The organism is Sorangium sp. So ce834 (assembly GCF_051521425.1).
GTDB classification, from domain to species: Bacteria; Myxococcota_A; Polyangia; order Polyangiales; family Polyangiaceae; genus Sorangium; species Sorangium cellulosum_D.
Genome location: NZ_CP150351.1, coordinates 6,695,077 through 6,716,161 on the forward strand (window position 1 = coordinate 6,695,077; position 21,085 = coordinate 6,716,161).

At 67.0% G+C, this 21,085-nt stretch carries 6 protein-coding genes; all 6 read right to left on the reverse strand.

The window, feature by feature from the left end; genetic code table 11:
* Positions 1-27 precede the first annotated feature (27 nt).
* The 6 genes from WMF20_RS24135 to WMF20_RS24160 all read right to left on the reverse strand — a co-directional run bounded on the left by WMF20_RS24135 (position 28) and on the right by WMF20_RS24160 (position 21,050).
* Positions 28-1,434 (reverse strand): MFS transporter, encoded by a 1,407-nt coding sequence (locus WMF20_RS24135; RefSeq protein WP_437616955.1) that lies wholly within the window; start codon positions 1,432-1,434, stop codon positions 28-30.
* 599 nt (positions 1,435-2,033) lie between these two features.
* Positions 2,034-2,531 (reverse strand): hypothetical protein, encoded by a 498-nt coding sequence (locus WMF20_RS24140; RefSeq protein ID WP_437616956.1) that lies wholly within the window; start codon positions 2,529-2,531, stop codon positions 2,034-2,036.
* Positions 2,532-2,913: 382 nt separating this feature from the next.
* Entirely contained in the window at positions 2,914-3,729 is an 816-nt protein-coding gene (locus WMF20_RS24145; protein WP_129576540.1) for a class I SAM-dependent methyltransferase, read from the reverse strand.
* Between the two features lie 60 nt (positions 3,730-3,789).
* Positions 3,790-4,674 carry an alpha/beta hydrolase gene (locus WMF20_RS24150; RefSeq protein WP_437616957.1) on the reverse strand — a complete coding sequence of 295 codons (885 nt, stop codon included), beginning with the start codon at positions 4,672-4,674 and terminating at the stop codon, positions 3,790-3,792.
* 62 nt (positions 4,675-4,736) lie between these two features.
* Positions 4,737-12,845 (reverse strand): SDR family NAD(P)-dependent oxidoreductase, encoded by an 8,109-nt coding sequence (locus tag WMF20_RS24155; RefSeq protein ID WP_437616958.1) that lies wholly within the window; start codon positions 12,843-12,845, stop codon positions 4,737-4,739.
* A 60-nt stretch (positions 12,846-12,905) separates the two neighbouring features.
* A complete protein-coding gene (locus tag WMF20_RS24160; RefSeq protein WP_437616959.1) occupies positions 12,906-21,050 on the reverse strand; it encodes an SDR family NAD(P)-dependent oxidoreductase in 8,145 nt (2,714 codons plus the stop codon).
* Positions 21,051-21,085 lie beyond the last annotated feature (35 nt).

The following is a 21,085-nucleotide window of genomic DNA, read 5'->3' on the forward strand; positions in this document are numbered from 1 at the left end:
GAATCGGGTGCGCGGGTTCGGCGCTGGTCAGGCCCCGTGGACGTCGGCGTCGATGCGGTGATCCTTGGTCTCGTGGATGAAGAGGCCGCCCACGATCAACGTCACCGCGCAGACAGCGATGGGATAAATCAGGCCCGTGTAGATGGCGCCGGCCCCGAACGTCTCCTTGGCCCAGGCCGACGCGGTGACGGCCGTGGCGATCAGGGGCAAGAAGCCGCCGAACCAGCCGTTACCCAGGTGGTAAGGGATGGACATCGAGGTGTAGCGGATCTTCGTGGGGAAGAGCTCCACGAGGAACGCCGCGATCGGCCCGTACACCATGGTCACGTAGACCATCTGGAGGCCGATGAGCAGGATCATCATGGGCACGTTGACCTCGTCCGGGTTCGCCACGGGCAGGCCGCTCGGGTTCGAGAAGTGCTTCATGGCCATGTAGATCGGGACGTAGGAGATCGCGCCGAGCGCGCAGCCGGCCATCATGACCTTCTTGCGGCCGATGCGGTCGGACAGGCCGCCGAACACCAGGAACAGCGGCGTGGTGAGCGCGAGCGCGACCGACATGATGGTGTAGGCCGTCTGCCACTGGATCTTCAGCACGCTCTGCATGAACGTGAGCGCATAGAACTGGCCCGTGTACCAGACGACGCCCTGGCCCGCGGTCACCCCGAAGAGGGCGAGGAGCACGTACTTGCGGTTGAGCGGGTGAGAGAAGGTCTCCTTGATCGGGTTCTTCGAGACCTTACCGGTCGACTTGAGCTTCGAGAAGAGCGGCGACTCCTTCATCTTCACGCGGATGTAGAGCGAGATGGCGAGGAGCAGGAAGGAGAGCAGGAACGGCACGCGCCAGCCGAACGACTTGAAGTCCGCCTCGCCGAACAGCGAGCGGGTGGACCCGATGACCGCCATGCTCACGAAGAAGCCGAGCGTGGCCGTGGTCTGGATGTAGCTCGTGTAATAGCCGCGCTTCTGGTCCGGGACGTGCTCGGCCACGTAGGTGGCGGCGCCGCCGTACTCACCGCCGAGCGCGAGGCCCTGCAAGAGGCGCAAGAGCACGAGCAGGACGGTCGAGGCGATGCCGATCTGCTCGTACGTGGGCAGGAGGCCCGTCAGCGCGGTGGAGATGCCCATGGTGGCCATGGTGACGAGGAACGTGTATTTGCGGCCGATCAGGTCGCCGATGTGCCCGAACACGACGGCGCCGAGCGGGCGCACGCCGAACCCTGCTCCGAAGGTCGCGAGGCTCGCGAGCAGCTGCGCAGTCTCGTTGCCCGAAGGAAAGAACAGCCCGCCAAAGAACACGGCGAGGCTGCCGTAAAGGTAGAAATCGTACCACTCGAACAACGTTCCGAGCGACGACGCGGTGATCACGCGACGGATCGTCCCGGCATCCTCGATGGCTGCGTCGGCGTCGCCTTGGACTACGCCACTTGTCATGTTGGTACTCATTTGGATCTCCCGAGAGGATGGTCCGCGCAGAGAGACTTCAGCACACCAAGAACTTTCCAGCGGGACCGGATGATGACGAGACCCATACTACCTATCCTTCTGACTGCCAACAAGTGCGCCCAACCTCGTTCCCTGACCTACCCGGCGGAGACGAGACCGGAACAGCGGCGCAACGTTCTCGTCCAGCGTCGAGATCCCCCGGCCGACGCGCATCGGCTCCTCCCGCGGCGAGAGCTCGGCGCGCTCGCGTGCGCGGGGCCTCGCGTGCATCTCCGACCAGACGATCGGGCGCGACCTCTCCGCGGGGCGGTCAGGGCGCGCTCGCGGCGTTCATCATGAAGGTAGTTTGCTTCTGTCTCTGCTTCCCGGCGCGCAGACACGAGCAGCCGGAGCTTCGCGCGCCGGTCGCGGCGGCCGCGAGCTTTCGCGGGCAGAACGCCGGGGCGGGAGGCCGCCGGCTCCCGCCCCGGCCTGCCGGACAGCGTCGGTGAGGCTCCCGCTCGGAGGCCTCGGCCGTTCCTCTCTATCGTCCTCTGGCCTGGGGCGTCGTCACGCGCCCCCCGTCGGGCTGGGCGCCGCGCGAGGGGTCAGTCGCCGGTCGACGCGCGGTAGCTACGAACGTCCCGCGTCAAAAAGCTGTGGAAGTTGTTCGCCGGCTCGTGCAGGATGAAGTCGTTGCAGTCCGCGTCTGTGTAAAGGTCGATCCCCTTGTCGGTGGCGTTGAAGACGGCGTGCGCCGTAAACGGCAGCGTGGTGCAGCTATCGCTCGCGTCCGGATAGGCCACGGTCTCTCCGGTGAAGTTGCCGGAGAACCGGAGAAAAAGCAGCCTCCTAAGAAAAAATTTGTGGGTGAGCCATTCGGTCTCCGGCAGGTTCCCGAGCGCGTGGTAGAGGGCGATCTCCGCGTGTTCGTAGGTCCGAAACCCATACGCTTTGAGTGCAAGGCGGCGGCCGCGTACAACAGAGTGTTCGAGGCGCAGGCCCTCACCTAGCTGCGGCTGTCCGATCTCAAGCTCGCGATTGTTATCAACTTCGGCGAAGTGAAGGTGAGGCAGGGCATCCATCGCGTCGTCAATGGACTGCAAGGATGACCTTCCTCTCTCTTGCTTTTTTGCGCCTTGGCGCCTTGGCGTTAAATTCTCCGGCCTCCCGCTACGAGTAGACACGCCCATGCACCGCCTCTGCGACCACGGTCTGCGAGCAGGCGACGCATCCCACAGATCCCGCAACGCGTCGCCCAGCCATGCGATGCGGCAGGGCGCCCCGCGGATGCCCGCAAGTCGTTCTGCCCTTGCTCGGCTCATGCGCCCACAGGTCCTGCGGAGGAGCCAAAAATGGGAGAACCCGCATCCCTGACTTCCCGCAGGGCGCGGCCCTCCGGTGCGAGCTCGACGGGCGGTGCCAGGCGGCCCTCACTCGGCGGTCTTCGTCATGACGACCTGGACTGCGGCAAGAGACTCGAACGGGCTACTTCTCGCCCGCGCACACGAACAGCTGCCGGACGATCACGTGCTCCTCGTTCTGCAGAAAGCTTCGCCACTCCTTCACCAGCTCGGCCAGGTCGTTGCTCGACAGGAATCCCTCTTTGACCAGCCTCAGCGGGATGCTCATCCCTTCGGATTCCAGGAATGCCTTGTCGCCCATCAGCGTGTTGTGGGCCACCACGACATCCAGATCCACGTTACGGTACCCAGCCTCCTTCAAGACGACCGGCAGCCTGCGACCCAGCCTCGGATGTCCGCCCTGCGACTCGCGGCACGCACAGTAGGCCTCAAAGAGCGTCTTCAGCGACTTCACCGGCGGGTAGGTCCTTGTGTATAGATCGAAGTCATTATCGACAAATATCGCCTTCCCACCAGGCTTTAGTATTCTAAGGACTTCCCTGGCGCCCATCGCCGGGCTCTCCAGGTGCTCGAGGAGCAACCGCGCAATCGAGAAATCGAATGAGCTCTCCGGGAGCCCGGTGTCCAGGATCGATCGCTCGACCATCACGGCGCGCGCCAGGCCCTGCTCCTTCCAGTACGCCGTCGCCCGCTCGGTCATCACCGGGTCCTGCTCGATCGCCGTCACGTGAGATCCCGGGAACCGGTGCAGCAGCTTCGAGGTGAAATAGCCGGGGCCGCTCCCGGCATCGACGATGGACATTCCATCCCGGAGCCCGTGCGCGATGTAACGCTGAAGCTCCTTCGCCCAGAATAGGTCGACCTGCGCGCGCAAGCGCTGAAGCTCCACGTCGACATGGACCGAAACCTGGTTGACCTGGTATGAACCCGACAGTGTCATAGGTAAGTGCTCTCTCGTTTCTCACAGCGGTCTACAGGCATGCCCCCTCTCGCCTGCCGTCTAGCCCGGCTGTCCCCCGTCCGCGCGCCGCGGCCCGGGGTCGAAGCCTCCGCGCTCCTCGACGGCGCTCAACCAGCTTGCTATTTCCCCCGCCGCAAGCTGCCACCCGTCATCGAGCATCATGTCGTGCGCGGGCCCGGAGATCACCCTGATGGCTCCCCCGTAGAAACGAGCCGTCTCGTGCGCGCTCGTCAGGCTCAGGAACTTGTCTCCTCTGGCGCACACGACCAACATGGGCAGGCTGGGCTCGCCGGGGGCGTCGATATGAAAATATTTGAAATCTGCAAAGACGCGGCGTGACTGGCGCCGGAAGCGCCCGATGCAGGCGTCTGCCTTCGCGCGATCCATGCGCTTCGAGAAGAAGAGATCCCTCGGAGCGCGGGCGCTCCACCCTGCATTGAAGGCGACCAGCCTGCCGTAGACGAGCGGATGGGCCAGCGCGCAGAGCACGGCGGCGGTCGAGGCGCCCTGCGGCGGCGGGGATGCCATGAGGACAGCGCCCCGACAGCGCCGATCCGATCTGGTCATGTACTTCTGCACGATCGCGCCCCCCAGCGAGTGCCCCACGAGGACAGGGGGCTCCTCGAGGCTCGCTGCCGCTGCACCGACATCGTCGACATAGTCCTCGAGGGCATAGGCGTCGAGGTCGCCGCTCCCTTCGCTCCCGCCATGGCCGCGCAGGCTGAGGGCGAACGTCCTGTACCCCCGCTCCGCGAAATACGGCATGAAGCGCTCGGACCAGCACCACGCCCCGTGAAACGACCCGTGTACGAAGAGCAGCGGAGGCCTCCGCTCCGGCGGCTCGGGCGACTGCGTCAAAATCTCCAGCATCGAGGCGCCGGAGCCGCTTGAGACCGACGTGATGAGTGTCCGCTGGATGCTCATTCGCTGCTCTTCGGCCCTGTGCTGCTGATCCCCGGTGAACTCGATCGCGGCGTGCTCTCCGCTCAGTCCTGCTCGACCTGGAGCGGCCCGCGTGCAGCGCGCGCAGCGGCGCCGCCCCTCGACGCGACGCGCGCCGCTGGGCTCGCGGTCACGGGATAGGTCCATGGGCCGCTCGTCGCGCCGCGCTCCGGTGCCAGCGACGCCTCCCCGCGCGCCCGCCCGACCCGCAGCCCGATCCCCTTCAGCATCACGCCGCCGGACTCGTCCATGATGGCGAAGTTGTACCCGGCGTCATCGGCCCCCTCGCTCGCTTTCCGGAGCAGATACACGTAGCAGGCTCGCCCCTCATCGCTCAAGATCTCCAGCTCGGCGAGCTCTCGAGGAAGGAACGTCCCCTCCTCGCCGAGCCACACCGCCTGGGCGGCATGGAGCACCGCCTGCAGGGCGCTCAGGCCTGCGGTAGATCCCTGTTGCGTCGTCACGGCGAGCGTTCCAACAGCCTCGTCCTCGCCCGCGGAGATCTGCTGCAGCAAGCGAGGCCGAGCTCCATGCTCCAGCGCGGCTCGCAGCCCAGCGTAGATATCGTCGCCGCTCAGCCGCCGAACGCAGCGGGCCTCGGCGAGCGAGACGTCGACGTAGGGTGTGTCGCCCTCGCCTCCGTGCCCGTGGAGCAGCTCGGCCGTCAGATGGACGGCGGACTTCCCGCCGCGCTCCGTACAGAGGGTGCAGATCGCGCCCGACGCAGACATCTCGATCTCGATCAGCTCCTTGTCCACCTCGGCGGCATCGCGCGGGGTCCACCAGGTGACGTTGCGTATCCGCTTGAGCTCGCCTCGCGCGTCGAGCTCCCTCCACGCCGAGGCGACATCGCCGAGCAGCGCCATGGAATCGACGGCCGGCGATCTCCGAGCCTGGAGCTGGCCCGCGGCGGGCTGGAGCGCCGCCTCCGCTGGTCTGGAGAGCACGACCTTGCCTGTGCCAGGAGCGGCCTCCTCGCGCGTCCAGCCACGCTCCAGGCTTCCCCCAGCAGCTTCCGTCGACGCGCTCGTCGCCGAGTACCAATGCCGCCGTCCCATGAACGGGTTGCCTGGGAGGGGCACCCGGATCCGGCGCCTGCCCGGGAAGAGCAGGCGCCAATCGACGTCCAACCCCTGCGCCCAGAGCTCGGCCACGCGTGCCAGCTCGCCGCTCCCGACCAACTCCCGGAGCGTCGACCCGTCCATCGAGCCACGGTTCGCCGGCTTGTCGCCGCCACGCCCACCGCCGAGGTAGACGCCGCTCTCGCGCTGCGCATCCACGACCAGATGCCTCAGCTTGTCGATGAGCTCGCGCCGAGAGCTCACCACCAGCGCCAAGCGGAACTCCATCGAGTCCCGACCGACCTGGTAGGTGTACGCGATGTCTCCCAGCGACGGCTGCTGCTCGCCGGACTCCTCGCGTCGCGTCAGGAACTCGAGCAGTCGGCGTGCGTATTCCAGGAGCCGATCTTGGCTCTTTGCGGACAGGATCACGGCCTCCGGACCGCTCTCGGGTCGGGGCGCGTCCCCTCGACGGGGTGCCTCCTCGACGACGGCGTGGACATTGACGCCGCCGAAGCCGAACGAGCTGATCCCCGCGCGCCGAGGCAGAGGTTCGCCTGCGTCCCCGCGGGGCGGCTGCCAGTCCGTGGTCCGGTCCACGACATAGAAGGGAGAGCCGTCGAGCTCGATGTAGGGATTCAGCTCTTCGAAGTGGATCGTCGCGGGGATCCGCTTGTTCTTCAGCGCGAGCACCACCTTCATCAGGCCTGCGATCCCGGCTGCGGGCTCCAGGTGACCGATGTTGCTCTTGACGGAGCCCAGCCCGCAGAAAGGCGCCCCCGTGCTCCATGGCGCGCTGCCGCCGGACCGCGCCGCGAGCAGCCTGAACGCCTCCTTGAGGCCGTTGATCTCGATCGGATCTCCGATCGAGGTGCCCGTCCCGTGGAGCTCGATGTAGCCGACCGTCCTCGGATCCACCTTGGCTCGCTCGTGCGCCGCGACGATGACGTCCGCCTGTGCGCCAGGGTTGGGCGCGGTGAGCTGGTTGGCCCGACCACCGTGGTTCAGCGCCGTGCTCTTGATGACGGCGTGGATGGTATCATCGTCCGCGAGGGCCTTGCGGAGCGGCTTCAGCAGGACGACGCCCGCCCCTTCCCCGCGAACGTACCCGTTGGCCTTCCTGTCGAGCACCTTGCACCTGCCGTCCGGTGACAGCATCCCCGCCTTGCTGAAGGCGACGAAGGGCATCGGTCTGAGTATGACGTTGACTCCTCCAGCGAGCGCCGCGTCACACTCGCCCAGACGGATGGCTCTGATGGCATGGTGGAGGGCTGCGAGGGAGCTGGAGCAGGCTGTATCGATCGCCTCGCTCGGCCCGCGGAGGTTGAGCATGTACGAGATTCTGTTTGCGATCATGCAGGGCGCGATGCCTGTGAGGGCATGCCCTCCGCCGTCCGCGAACTCGGCCAGCAGCTGACCGTAGTCGTTGGTCGACGTCCCCACGAACACCCCCACGCTCGAGCCAGAGAGGCTGGACGGCGCGTAGCCCGCATTCTCGATGGTCCCCCAGACCGCCTCCAGGAAGATCCGCTGCTGCGGGTCCATGAGCTCGGACTCGCGGGGCGAGATGTTGAAGAATCCGGCATCGAACCTGTCGATGTCCGACATCAGGCCCGCCCACCTCGACCAGGTGATGTTGCCCGCTGCGTCGAGATCCCCGTAGCACCTCTTCCAGTCGAAGCGGGTCGGAGGGATCTCCGTCACCAGATCCCGTCCCTTCTCCAGGTTGCTCCAGAACCTCTCGAGATCGGGCGACTGAGGGAGGACGGCGCTGAGCCCGATGATCGCGATGTCATCATCGTCCGGTGCGGATTCGGCCTGTCTACGTGAGCGCTGGCGCTCGTCCCCGCCTGTGGTCACCAGGTGTCCGGCTCGATCCTCATGAGGCGCGCTCGCGCTCCCATCCTCCCCACCCTCGCCCGGGGGCGGAGGCAGACCGAGCTCCTCGTGGTAGCTCCTGAGCCGCTCTCCGTACTCTTTCCACATATGATCGAGGACGCTCCCGAGCGACCTGTGCCCGAACAGGACAGCCGGCGTCAGCTTGACATCGTACACGTCGTTGATGCGACTCGCGAACGCCGTGAGCGAGATGGAGTCGAAGCCGTACTCGCTCATATGCTGGTCCATGGACACATCCCCTTCTCTGACCTTCAGGATGTCCTTCACGGCCACCAGCAACGTCTCCTGGACGCGCGCCCGAGCCTCGCCATCGCTCGCGCGCTCTCCATCTGCGGCTCTCAGGCTGTCGTCCGCGGGCCCCGGGGTCCTCCCCAGCTCGCGCGCGATCTTGGTCCGCTCCCCTTGGACGACGATGACCTGCGCCTCTCCCCGACGGAGCGCGTCCGCGAGGACGTCCACGCCCTCCTCCGCGGTGAGGGGCCGGATACCCCAGCTCCGCAACAGCTCCTCGGGCGGCCGCATGCCCCCGCTCTCCCAGAGCGGCCAGTTGACCGACACGGTGCTCCCGCGCCGGAGGCCCGCCGCAACCCACGCGCTCCTCGCGGCGGCGAAATGGTCCATGAAGCTGTTGCCGGCCGCATAGTCAGCCTGGCCGGTGTTCCCGATGACGGATGAGAGGGAGGAGAACATCGTGAAGAAGTCGAGCGGCTCGGCGCTGGTCACGGCGTCGAGGTTGATCGTGCCGAGGACCTTTGCCCGCAGGACTTCCTGCATGGAGCCCCACGTCTTTTCGGCCACGAGCGCGTCCTTCACGACGCCTGCCGCGTGGAGCACGCCGTTGATCTCGCCGAAGCGCCTGCGCGCCTGCGCGACGACCTCCGCCATCTGCGCGCGGACCGCGACGTCGCCCTGCAGGTAGCACGCGTCTCCCCCCAGGCGCCGCAGCGCTTCGATCTCGGCGTGCATGTCCCGGGTCGGCGCCGACCGGCCCACGAGGACCAGCCGGGCGCTGTAGGCCTCCGCGAGGTGCCTAGCGACGATCCGCCCGATCCCGCCGCCTCCGCCGCTGATCAGGTAGACGCCCCCCCGCGGCTTGAACGGCGTCTGCGTGCTGCGGGCGATGTCTTTGCCTCGCTCGTCGCGCACCTCCTCGAAGCGCCGCACCTCCCTCCGGCCAGCGCGACGGCGGATCTCGACGTCGCCGTCCTCTGGAACCATGAGCTCCTCCACGCCGATCTCCAGCGCCCCTCTCAGATCGACCCGCGCGTCGTCGACCTCGACGGCCCTGTAGGAATGCTTCGAGTTCTCCCTCTTCACGCTGCGAGCGAACCCACCCAGCATGGACAGGATAGGCACCGCGCCTCTGCCGCCTGGATAGACGCTGACCAGCCGCACCGCGTCACCGCCGAGGCGCATGAGCGCCTTGCCGAGGCCGAAGATCGCCAATATCCCGAGGCGTAGCTGCTCGTCCAGCGACTCCTCCAGGATCGCGGCATCGGCGGCGGAATGCACATCCAGGGGAGCGGCCCCCCAACCCCAGAGGTGAACGGCGCCGCGCGGCGGAGCCCCCTGCTTGCTCAGGTCTTGGACGAGTAGATCGTACTCCCGCGGCGCCCGGGGGTCGATCTCGTATACGTCCTCCCGGCAGCGCTGGAATCGGTCTCCGTGGTTCACGACGATGACCCGGCAAGAGGTCCCAAGGAGCGCTCGCGCTGCAGTCGACAGCTCGCCCGCGCCCTCCTTACCGTCCGCGAGGAGGAGCAGCGACCCAGACGGATCGAAGCGCCCTCGCTGACCGCTCCCCTCCCTCAGGAGTGACTCCGACCAGATCGGACGATAGTAGATGCGCTCCCAGCTCGCGGAGCTCGCCGCCGCCCTGGCGAGCGGCTTCGTGCTCCTCTCCCCGCCGCGGGACACCGAGCGGAGCAGGAACTCTCGCAGCTCCACCAGCAAGCGGCCTTGCTCATCGAGGATCCAGACGTCGTACCGCTGGCCGCTCCGCTGCTCCCCTCCCTCGCAGCGCTTGACGTGGGCGTAGACGCGGCGCCCCAGCGGCCCGACGAGACGGAGCTCTGCGACCGAGAAGGGCAAGTGCTGTTCGTTCACCCCGCTGCGGCGACCCAGCGCGGCGACCGTCTGCACGGCACAGTCCAGGATCGCCGGATGCAGCGCCTCCGGCGGGAAGCAGCGCCATACGTCGTCCGACAGCTCGATCCTCGAGAGCGCCTCGGCCTCGTTGCTCCACCACTCCCGGATGCCACGGAACCCTTCGCCATACGCGAAGCCCGCGCGCTTGAGCTCGGAGTAGATCCGAGCCTCCTCCTCGTGAACGTCGCAGCGAGACTTGATCGGCGCGATGTCGACGCGCGGCGATTCAGCCCTCCCGTCATGCTCGCCCGCCGTCTGATATACCACCACTCCCTGGCCGTTGGCCAGGCTGGTCCTGGGCCCATCCGCGGAGATCTGCACGTCGATCCCCGCCGCTCTCCGCTTCAGCCTGATATCGACATTGACGTTCGCGTCCTTGACGACGATGGGCCTGCTCCAGACGAAGTTCTTGATCCGGCTCACCGGCCGTCCCGGGTCCGAGGCCGCCGCGGCGGCCCTCGCCATCTCCAGGTAGGCGGCCCCCGGTAGCACCTTGTCGCCGGCCACGACGTGGTGCTCCAGGACGAGCTCGCTCCCGTCGAAGGTCTTCTTGAAGACCTGCTCCTCGAAGGTCGACTCGTTGCGGTCGAGCAGCGGGTGTAGCCCCTGTCCACCGCTCGCCGCGCCGCGTCCGCGGCCACCCCGCTCGAGGTCGCCCGGGGCCTCGTGCCAGAAGCGCTCTGCAGCGAACGGGTAGGTAGGCATCCTCACGCGGCGCCCACGTTGCCCTGCGTAGAACCGGTCCCAGTCGACGTCGTACCCCGCGACATACAGGTCGGCGAGCGCCTTCAGCTTTTCCTTGTAGGACTCCCGGTCGAGCGCGGCTCCGTGGAGCTCATCCAGGAGGCGTCGGCCGAGCGCTGCCATCGCCGGCGGAGCGAGGTCCTCCTGCGCGACCTGCGAGCCCCCGGGCGCCGGGGCTCGCTCCGCCTCGCCCCGCCGGAGCGCCTCCACCAGCTCCGTGGTGTCCTCCACGACGAACGCCCGCCTCAAGGGGAAATGGCTGCGCCCGGCGTTCAGCGTGAAGCTCACGTCGAAGACGTCTTCACCCGTGCCTGTCCCCTCGATCCACCGCCTGAGCTCCGCGCAGCGCCTGCGCAGCGCCTCTTCGCGCTTCGCGGACAGCGTGATCAGGAAGCAAGGTACCCTCTGCCGTCTCGTGGCCTCGTGCTGCATGGACGGCGCCTCCTCGACGACGAGGTGCGCGTTCGTGCCGCTGAAGCCGAAGGAGCTCACGGCGGCCCTCCGGGCGCCGCCACGCTCGACCCGCCACTCTCGGAGCTCTTGGCACACGAAGAACGGCGTGTTCGAGAGGTCGATGTTCTCGTTCGCCTCGTCGAAATGCAGGCTCGGCGGGATCTGCTTCCTGTCGAGAGCGAGCAGCACCTTCAGCACGCCAGCCACGCCGGCCGCTGCGAGCGCATGGCCGATGTTGCTCTTGACGGAGCCCAGGGCGCAAAATTGCTTCTCGTCGGTGAACTTGCGGAACGCGTCCGTGAGCGCCTCGACCTCGATCGGATCCCCGAGCCTCGTCCCCGTACCGTGAGCTTCCACATAGGTGATCGTGCTCGGATCGATGGCGCTTCGCGCGTATACCTCGCACTCCAGGGCTGACTGCGAGCGGCCGCTGGGAGCGGTGATGCCGTTGGTCCTGCCGTCTTCATTCAGCGCCGATCCCTTGATGACGCCGTAGATATGGTCGCCATCTCGGAGCGCGTCGTCCAAGCGCTTCAGCACAATCACCCCGACGCCCTCGGCAGGTACGAACCCGTCCGCCTTGCGATCGAAGACGTGGCACTTGCCGCTCGGCGAGAGCATCCCAGCGTCCACCAGGAAGGAGTGGGCCTGCGGCCTGATCAGCGTACACGAGACGCCACCGGCGATGGCCATCTTCGACTCGCCGCTCAAGATGCTCTGGCAGGCGAGATGCATCGCCACCAGGGAGGAAGAGCAGGCGGTGTCGACCGCGACGGCCGGTCCCTTGAGATCCAGAAAGTAGGAGAGCCTGGCAGGCAGGATCGCGTTGGAGCTGCCCATCACCTCCATGCTGCTCGCCGGCGCCGGCAGGTAGTAGGAGGGAGCCACTCCGACGAACACCCCGCACCGCTTATCGATCGATCTGTCGGAGTAACCGGCGTCCTCGATCGCTCTCCACGCCTCCTCGAGGAAGATCCTCTGCTGAGGATCCATCAGCTCTGCCTCGCGGGGTGAGATGTTGAAGAAGAGGGGGTCGAACATGTCCACGTCCGACAGGATCCCGCCCCAGCGTGGTCTGTCAGAGCCCCCGGCGCCGCCGCTCGGCGCCTTGCCCGTGGTCAAGGTGGAGCGAACGACCGGCACGTCCTGGATGCAGTCGACTCCCTTCGCGAGGACGTCCCAGAACTGGTCGAGATCCGCGGCGCCGGGGAACCGGCCGGAGATGCCGATGACGGCGATCCCGGCTGGCGGCGCGTCGGCCGCGGCGCCGGACGCCGCGCGCGCTGCGCCCCCGCGCCCGCTACCCGGCACCCGGTCGACGTGCCGCAGCGCGGCCCCCTCTGCGTCGGAGGCGCTCCGATCCACCGTCGGGGGAGCCGCTGGGTCTTCACTCCCCAGGCACCTCTCCAGCACCTCGTCTCGGAATTTCTCCAGAACGAGGGAGGCGAGCTCGCCGACGCTGGGGTAGCTATAGAGATCGGTCGCCCTGAGCTTCGTGGACAGCTGGGCGTTGACCTCGCTAGCGACCTGCATCGCGATGATGGAGTCCACGCCCAGCTCGGAGAATGGCCGATCGGGATCCACGTCCTCGTCGAGCCGAAGCACGTCCCTGACGATCCGCTGGAGGCGGGCTCGCGCTGCGTGCTGCGCACCCGCCGGGTCGAGCGGCGACAGCGCCCTGGAGGGCTGAGCGTCGCCTCTCCCGGACGACGCCGCCTGGCGCGGCGGCGACGAGCCTCCGCCCGGCGCGCGCTCGTCCGCGGCCTGCGATCGAAATCGCTTGATGAACGCGGCCGCCTCGCGAGGGCTGAGCTTCCCAGTCTTCACCGCGAGAAGTATGCTTTTCATGTCCATTGCTCTACGCCGCCTCGCAAAGGATGATCTTTCCGCTGAGCCACCGACAGGACGTCACGCCTCGACCTGCAGCCGACGAGCCACCTCGTCCATGGTCAGCTCGCCTTCGGCGAGCCTGCTGAGGACTTCTTCCAACGCTCCGTCACCGTCCCCGGCCCCACCCCTCGCTTCGGTGCCGCACGGCGGCTCGCTCCGCCGCTGTCCGTCGCGCGCCTTTAGACCACGCGGAGCGCCCTCACCTCGGGCTTGGATCCAGTAGCACTTTCCAGCGAACGGGTAGGCGGGCAGGGAAACCCGCCGCCTATTGCCCCTCGGATACACGGCGTCCCAGTCGAGCTCGATCCCACTGACCCAGAGCTTGGCCAGCTCCTCGAGCCTCCCCTCGTCGAGCAGGTGGCGGGCCAAGCTCGGCCGATCCTCGGCGTCGCGCGTGCCGCGCCGATTCCTCGCCTGAGCTTGTCCATAGTAGATGCCGGAGTTTTCATCGATGCCGCCCAGATATCCGATCAGCTTGCGAAGCAGGTCCGCCTTGTCGCGCGCGACGACGGCCAGGCGAAACTCCATGGCCTCCCTTCCAACGCGCAGGGTATGAGCCACGTCCCGAAGCCTCGCGGGCCTCCTCCCCGGCGGCTGCCCCGCACCCGCGGCGTCCGCGTGGCGCTCCAGGTAGTCCTTGAGCTGCGCTGCTCTCGTTTGGAGCGCCGGCCTGGTGCGCGCGGACAGGATGACGAGCTCCGGATCGCAGCGCTCCCGGATCGAGTCATCCACCGGATCCTCGTCGTCGTACTCCTCCAGGATCGCGTGGGCGTTCGCGCCACCGGCGCCGAAGGAGCTGATTCCAGCCCGCCGAGCATGGACCTCCTCCCGACCATCGACCTGCGCGCGTGGCCTCTGCCACTCCCCCAGCTCGCGCTGGAGCTTGAAGGGAGTGCTGGAGAAATCGATCCCGGCGTTGCCCCGTCCTGCATGCAACGAGGGAGCCAGCTCGCCGTACTTCATCTGCATCAAGATTTTCGACACGCCCGCGATGCCAGCGGCGGCCTCGAGGTGCCCGATGTTGGACTTCACAGAGCCGATCGCGCAAAATTGACGCTCCAGCGTGAGCTGTGCAAACGCCTTCGACAGCCCCGCGATCTCGATGGGATCTCCGAGCGCCGTCCCCGTTCCGTGCGCCTCCAGATACGTGATCGTTCTGGGATGCACGCCTGCCGACCTCAACGCCTTCGAGATCAGCCGTGCGTGAGCGTTCGGGTTGGGCACCGTGTACCCGCTCGTCTTGCCGCCGTGGTTGACCGCGGTGCCCCTGATCACGCCATAGATGTGATCGCCGTGCTGGCGCGCGAGGTCCAGCGGCCTGAGCAGTACGGCTCCGACCCCTTCGCCCGGCACGAGCCCCTGAGCATGCTCGCCGAACGACCGGCACCGTCCGTCGGGCGCCAGCATCTGCGCTCGCCGAAGGAACTCGTAGTGCTCGGATTGCATGATCAGGTTAATCCCGCCCGCGACCGCCGCGACGCACTCGCCCCTTCTGATGCTCTCGCAGGCCAGATGGATCGCCGTCAGCGACGAGGAGCAAGCCGTGTCGACGGCCATGCTCGGCCCCTGAAAGCCGAAGTGATACGAGACGCGGTTCGCGATCGACCAGTAGGCCGATCTCGCCTCGACCTCGTTGCCGCGCGCCCACTCTTTGGCCCCGAGGCACTGGTATTCGCCGTACATGACGCCGACGAACACGCCGATATCATCCCCCGCGGCGACCAGGCTCCTCCTGCTGTACCCTGCATCCTCGATCGTCCGCCACGCCGTCTCCAGAAAAATGCGCTCCTGGGGATCCATCAGCTCCGCTTCGAGGGGCGAGATGTTGAAGAATGTGGGGTCGAACGAGTCGATGCCGTCGATGAAGCCGCCCCACTCCCCGCGCTCCGCGCCTCCGAACCCGAGCGGCCTGCGCCGCGGGGGCACGTCCGTGATGCAGTCCCTTCCCCCTCTGATGTTCCTCCAGAACTCCTCGTGATCCTCGGCTCCGGGGTAGCGGCAAGCCATCCCGACGACGGCGATGTCCTGACGAGCCGGGTCCGACACGAGCCTACGCCCGCCCTCCACGGCGCTGGCGGGCGAGCGACCAGGCCTGACCTCCCGGCTACCTGATTCCTCCGACGCCGCGGCGGCGGGTGGCAGCCCGCTCGCCCCCAGGCAGGCGACGAGGTTCTCTCGACGAGTCTGGATCAGGTAATCAGCGAGCGCGTCGAGCGACAGGAACTCGAACAGGACTGTCGCAGGCAGGGGGCCGAAGTCCGCCTGCAAGCGCTCGACAACCGACATCGCCACGAGCGAGTCGACACCGTACCTCTCGAAGGGCTGCTCTGGGTCAATGTCCGAGTACTGCACCCGGAGCACCTCGGAGAAGACCCGCTGAAGGTACCGGCGCGCGGCGTCGTGGAGCTCCCGCCCTCGGGGTGAGCCGGTCCCTGGCTCCAGAGCCACGGGTGCAGCCGCCGCCGAGGTCGGCCGGCGCTCCGGCTCCGCAGCTCGCGGCGGGCTCGGCCTCGACGCAGCGCTCGCGTCCGGCGGCTGCGCAGGCGCCGGCGCGGCGCCCTCGCCGGAGGGGCGTCGCTCCGCGCCGCCCTGCCCCGCCGATGCGCTGTCTCCGCCGCTCGACGCGCGGCGGATCACGACGCCGTCGCTCTCGGCCAGCATCACGTGCTGCGCGTCCTCCTGTTCGCCCCTCGCGCTCGGCGTACCGAACGCGGCGAACCGCCGAAAGCCTCCTTCCTCGAGCAGCCGTCGCCACTTTTCGACGGTGATCAGCGGCCCGGATCCCGACCGTTCCTCCGCGTCTTCGTAGGCCCACCACCCCGGCGTCAGGCCGAACGTGAGCGTAGCGAAGTCCTGCTCCAGCGTCCCTTCGTTCAGCACGAGCACGCCGTTCGCCTTCATGAGCTTCTTCACCCGTTCCAGCGTGGCATCCATCCGCTGCGTGGCGTGGATCACGTTCGCGGCGACGATGACGTCGAACTCGCCCACGGCGTAGCCCTGCGCTTCGATGTCCTTCTCGATGTTCAGGGTCTTGAACTTCACGAAGTCGTAAAGACGTCCATAAACGCGCTCTCCGTGCCTCGTGAAAGCCAGGGAAATATCCGTGTAGTAGTACTGGACGAGCTCGCGGTATCGCGCCAGCTTCTTCAGGACCGGTGCGCTCGTCCCGCCGGTCCCGGAGCCAATCTCGAGGATCTTGATCCGCTCCCCGCGGGCCGGCTCCCCCTTGCTCAGCTTCGCCCGCATGAGCTGTTCGACGGCCTCTGCGGTGAGATCGTTGAAGTAATCTGCGCGTCGATTACCCTTGTACACGCTCTCCACCAGATGCAATGACGAGCCCGGGAAAAGAACATCGGTGGGCGGCTTCTCTCCTCGCAGGACGTCGCCATAGGAGCTCAGGCAGCTCGAGAGGAGCGCCAGATGAGGCACCAGCTCGCGATATCTCTCCTCGAGCTGCCTGCGTCTCTCTGGCAGGCTGTGAAGCCGTCGCACGAACGTCTCGTCGTCGAGGATGGCCGACGACCTGATCTGTCCGTCCACCCGCGAGATCACGCCGTGCCGCTCCAGCATGGCGCACAGCACGCCACAGAGCTTCTCGTGAGGCTCGACGGCGCCGATCTTCCGCGCAAAATCCCGCTCGTCATATACCTCATGCGCCCTCTTCAAGGCTCCCATCCCCTGGAGCGCGACCAAGAGGGTGTCGCGCCCCCACGCCTCCACCTCCTCGAGCCCTTCCAGGCGCCCGTCCGCCCCGCCCATCAACGAGCTCACGTGAGCCCGGAGCCGCCCGACCACGTCGCCGATGACCGACGCCGACTCCGGCAAGCAAAGCGCCGTCTCCGCGAGATTCACGCCAAGGCTCTCAAGGAGGCTTGCTGCAGCCTTGATCGGCATCACCTGATTGACCCGGCCATGGAGGACGCGGCCGAGGGCGTCCAGCCCCTCCTCGCAGGAGATCGAGCCGACGCCCATCCTCGTCATCTCCTTCGCGTACCTGGCCGACGCAACGACGCCGACCTGCCCCCAGTAGCCCCAGTTGATTACCTTCACCGGCCACCGCACCAGGTCTCTCAAGTGCTCGGCAAAGGCGTCCTGAAACGCACAACCAGCTACGTAATTGGACTGCCCAGCGCTGCAGGTGAGCGAGTTCCCGGACGAGAAGAAGGTCAACCAGTCCAGAGGCTCATGTTGCAGCAGCCGTCCCAAGATGACGCTGGCCTTCACCTTCGGATCCAACGCAGCTCGGAACGACGACTCCTCCATCCGCGCGATCGAGCTGTCCCGGAGCACGAGCGCAGAGTAGATCACTCCGTGCATGCTCCCCCATCGCTCCTTCACCTCGGCGACTGCGGCGTCCATGGAGCGGAGCTCGGTCGCGTCCGCCTGCAGGTACATCGCCTCGCCCCCTGCTTGCACGATGCGATCGAGCTGCTCCTGCCTCTCGCGGTCGAGCTCGCTCCTGCCGATGATCGCCACGCGGGCCCGAACCGTCTCTGCGAGGTACTGGCTCACGACCCGCCCGATCCCCCCGGCACCGCCGATGATCACGTAAACCCCGCGATGTCGCAGCGGCACATCCTCGAGCCTGGTCGGTCGGATCTCGATGCGCTCGATCCCTTGCCGGTAGCGACGTCCCCGCCTATAGGCGACCAGCGAGGCCGGCGCCTCCGGTCGCTCGTCGGACAGCCAGCGCACGAGCTCGCCCTTGGTTGGCGACGTGCCCTCGAGCTCGCGGGCGCACAGGTCGATCGCGCTCACGCGGGCCCTCGGGTACTCGCGCGAGACAACCCTGGCCAGAGCGAGCACGGAGCTCTGGATGGGCTGCGCCTCGTCGGACGATACGACACGGTACACGTCGTTCGTGACGACCTTCAAGGACAACCCCCGGCCCATCTCACCCCTTCCGCCCAACGCCTGCGTGAGGCGGAGCAGAGACATGACGCCGAGCTGCTGCATCGACTCCAGAGCTTCCAGGCTCATCGGGGAAGCGGACGCGTCCTGGAGTCCACCGAGGAAGTAGATCGTCGAGATCCGCCCCAGCCTCGCGAGCAGCCCTTCGTAGTCGATCCTCGCCCTGTGGTCGATCTCGAACCCCTGCCCGGCGAGCTCTCTGAACGATTTGCCCAGAAGAACACGGACGCACTCCGCTCCGCGATGGCGCTCCGCCAGCCGAGCGGGGAGCCCCAGGTCGAAGCCATGATGGCAGACGAGCACGCTGCCGTCGCTCGATCCATCCTGCTGGCCGCCCCGCAGCGCGGCCTTCCGCCATACAGGGCGATAGTACGTCAGCTCGTCCATCAGTCGCCTCTCCGGCTTCGCCTCCGAGGATTCCCGGTGGCTGCGCCCGGTGGAGAGCGCCCTTGCACACACATCATTGATCTTCAGGAGCGCGCCCCCTTCTTCGTCGAGGACCGTGACGTCGAAGCGCGCCGTCTGACTCTCTCGGCTGCCTTCTCGGCATTGCACGTAGACGTACGCGCTCGCCTCCAGCGGCGCCGCGATCTCCACCTCCTCGGCGGAGAACGGCACCATCACCCTCCCGTCCTCCCCCCAATCCACGCTCATGCCCGCGGTTTGCAACGCCCCGTCCACCATCCGAGGATCCAGGTGGTACCCGGCAGCGGTCGGCTCCACCGGCGCGAGCCTCCCCAGGGCCTCGCCATCGCCCACCCAGACGGCGTCCAGGACCTGTAGCTGCGCGCCGTACTCGACGCCACGGCTCCTGTACGCGGCGTAAATATCGACCTTTGAAAGGCTCCTCTGACACCGCGAGCGCACCTCCGACAGGTTCACTCGCTCGTGCGCCCCCGCGCCGTTCATCCCGGATACGCACAGCTCTCCGCGCGAGTGTACGGCGCGCTCACCGTTGCTCTCGCTGGAGAGCTCGTAACGATAGCCCTCCGACGCCGCGGAGATCGTGCCTCGTATCTTCAGGCCAGCTTCGCCGACCGCCATCGGGACGAGCCACGTGACGCGCCTGATTTTATAGCCCGGGGCGCTCCTCCTGACGGGTGCAGCGGCGGCCACCACCATCTCGATGGCCCCCGCCGCTGGAAGCAGACGCTGGCCCGAGACCACATGGTCCCGCACCAGATCGGTGCTCGGCAGCAGGACCGCGCTGAACTCCCCCCCGCGCTCGTTCACGGCGGTTCTCTCGAGCAGCGCGTGCCTCCCCGAGGTCGTCTCGACCGCTGCATCCGTCCGGCGGCCACCTCCGGCGACCGGCAGCCAGTAGCTCTCCCTCGCGAACGGATACGCCGGCAGCGGCACGCGTCGCCGCGCCTCTCCTCGGTAGAGCGCGCTCCACTCAACGCTGCACCCCGAGGTGTACAGCTCGGCGAGCCGCAGCAACCGATCGCGGAGCTCCGGCGCGGCGGTCGCGCCCTGCTTCAGCGCTCGTATGAGCTCGCTGGCCGACGACACCGCCGCAGGCGATGCGTCCGCCGAGATCCTCCCGGGCGACGTTCGACCGTCTGCCCTCAGAATGCCCTCCAGCTCATCGATCAGCTCCTCTCGTGTCGTCACGACAAGAGCGACCCGCCATGCGTGATGAGCACGCCCGACGGCGAGCGTGTACGCGACATCTCTGAGCGAGAGCCGGGCCCCGTCCCCTCGGCAGTGTTTCGCGAGGTCGCGGCAGCGGCTCATCAAGGCCGATCTGCTCGCAGCAGACACGACGATCAAGCACGGCGCTGGAGCCTCCGCTACTGCTGCGGGGACACCCGAGTCCGGCCACTCTTCCACGACGAGGTGGGCGTTCGTGCCGCTCCATCCGAAAGAGCTCAAGGCCGCGAGGCGGGGTCGCCTGCCGGCTGTCTCCCACGCCCTGAGCTCCGTGTTCACGAAAAACGGGCTATGTTCGAGCCCAATATGCGGATTGAGAACGTGAAAATTCAGGCTCGGCACGAGCTGCTTATGCTTCAGGCACAGGAGAACCTTGACGAGGCCGGCCATTCCAGCGGAGAACGCACCGTGTCCCACGTTCGTCTTCACGGATCCGACGGCACAGTACGAGACCTTGTCGGTGTGCGCGCGGAACGCGTTCGTGAGCGCCTCGATCTCGATGGGATCGCCGAGCTTCGTCCCCGTACCGTGAGCCTCGACATAGGTGATGTCGGCCGCGCTGATGCCTGCCTTCCGGTAGACGTCCAGCTCCAGCTCGGTCTGCGAAAGGGTGCATGGCGCGGTGATCCCGTTCGTCTTCCCGTCCTGGTTTATCCCGGAAGCTCTGATGACGCCATAGATGTGATCCCCGTCTCGCACAGCGGCATCGAGCCGCTTGAGCAGGACCACGCCCACGCCTTCGCCGAGCACGAATCCGTCGGCGCTTGCGTCAAAGGCACTGCAGCGCCCCTTGGGAGACAGCATCCCCGTCCTGCTACACATGATGTAGAATAGCGCCGTCGTGCTGACAAAAACTCCTCCCGCAAGGACGAGCTCGTTTTCGCCCGTGAGGATGCTCTGGCAACCGAGGTGGACGGCGACGAGGGATGAGGAGCACGCGGTATCGACCGTGACGCTCGGGCCCTTCAGGTTCAGGTAGTAGGCGATACGCGAAGACAGCAGAGACGCGGTATTCCCGACCGAGCTCAATGCATCCAGTCCGAGCTCACTCTCCAGGATTCTATGTATATAATCACCCGAATTCGCTCCAGCGAAGACTCCGACCCTCCTCGCCGAGAGGACCTCTGGATTGTAACCCGCGTCCTCGATGGCCTTCCAGCACTCCTCGAGGAAGAGCCTGTGCTGCGGGTCGCTGCGCTCCGCCTCTCTGCCGGACATTCTGAAGAACAGCGGGTCAAACTTGTCGACATCCGACAAGAATCCACCCCACTTGCTGCGGACCCGCTTCGCCTCATCGACATGGTCACCGAAGTGTTCATCTACACGCCAGCGGTCCGCTGGCACCTCCCCGATGGAGCTCCGTCCCTGGGCGAGGTTCTGCCAGAACTCGTTGTAGTCATTCGCCCCTGGAAACCTGCTCGACATGCCGATGATGGCGATACGATCCCCGGGGATGCCCGATGCTTCATGGGCGCCCGTCCCTTGCTCTCCTCGCCGCAACGCCTGGAGCATCGACAGCGCCTGCGCGGCGTCGATCTCACGCCTCGCCAGCTTCTCGAGTGTCTCCCTGCGCGCTTGCTCGGCGATGACGTTCCTCATGATCTCATTTCTCCTCGGCCCGGTCCGCCCCGGTT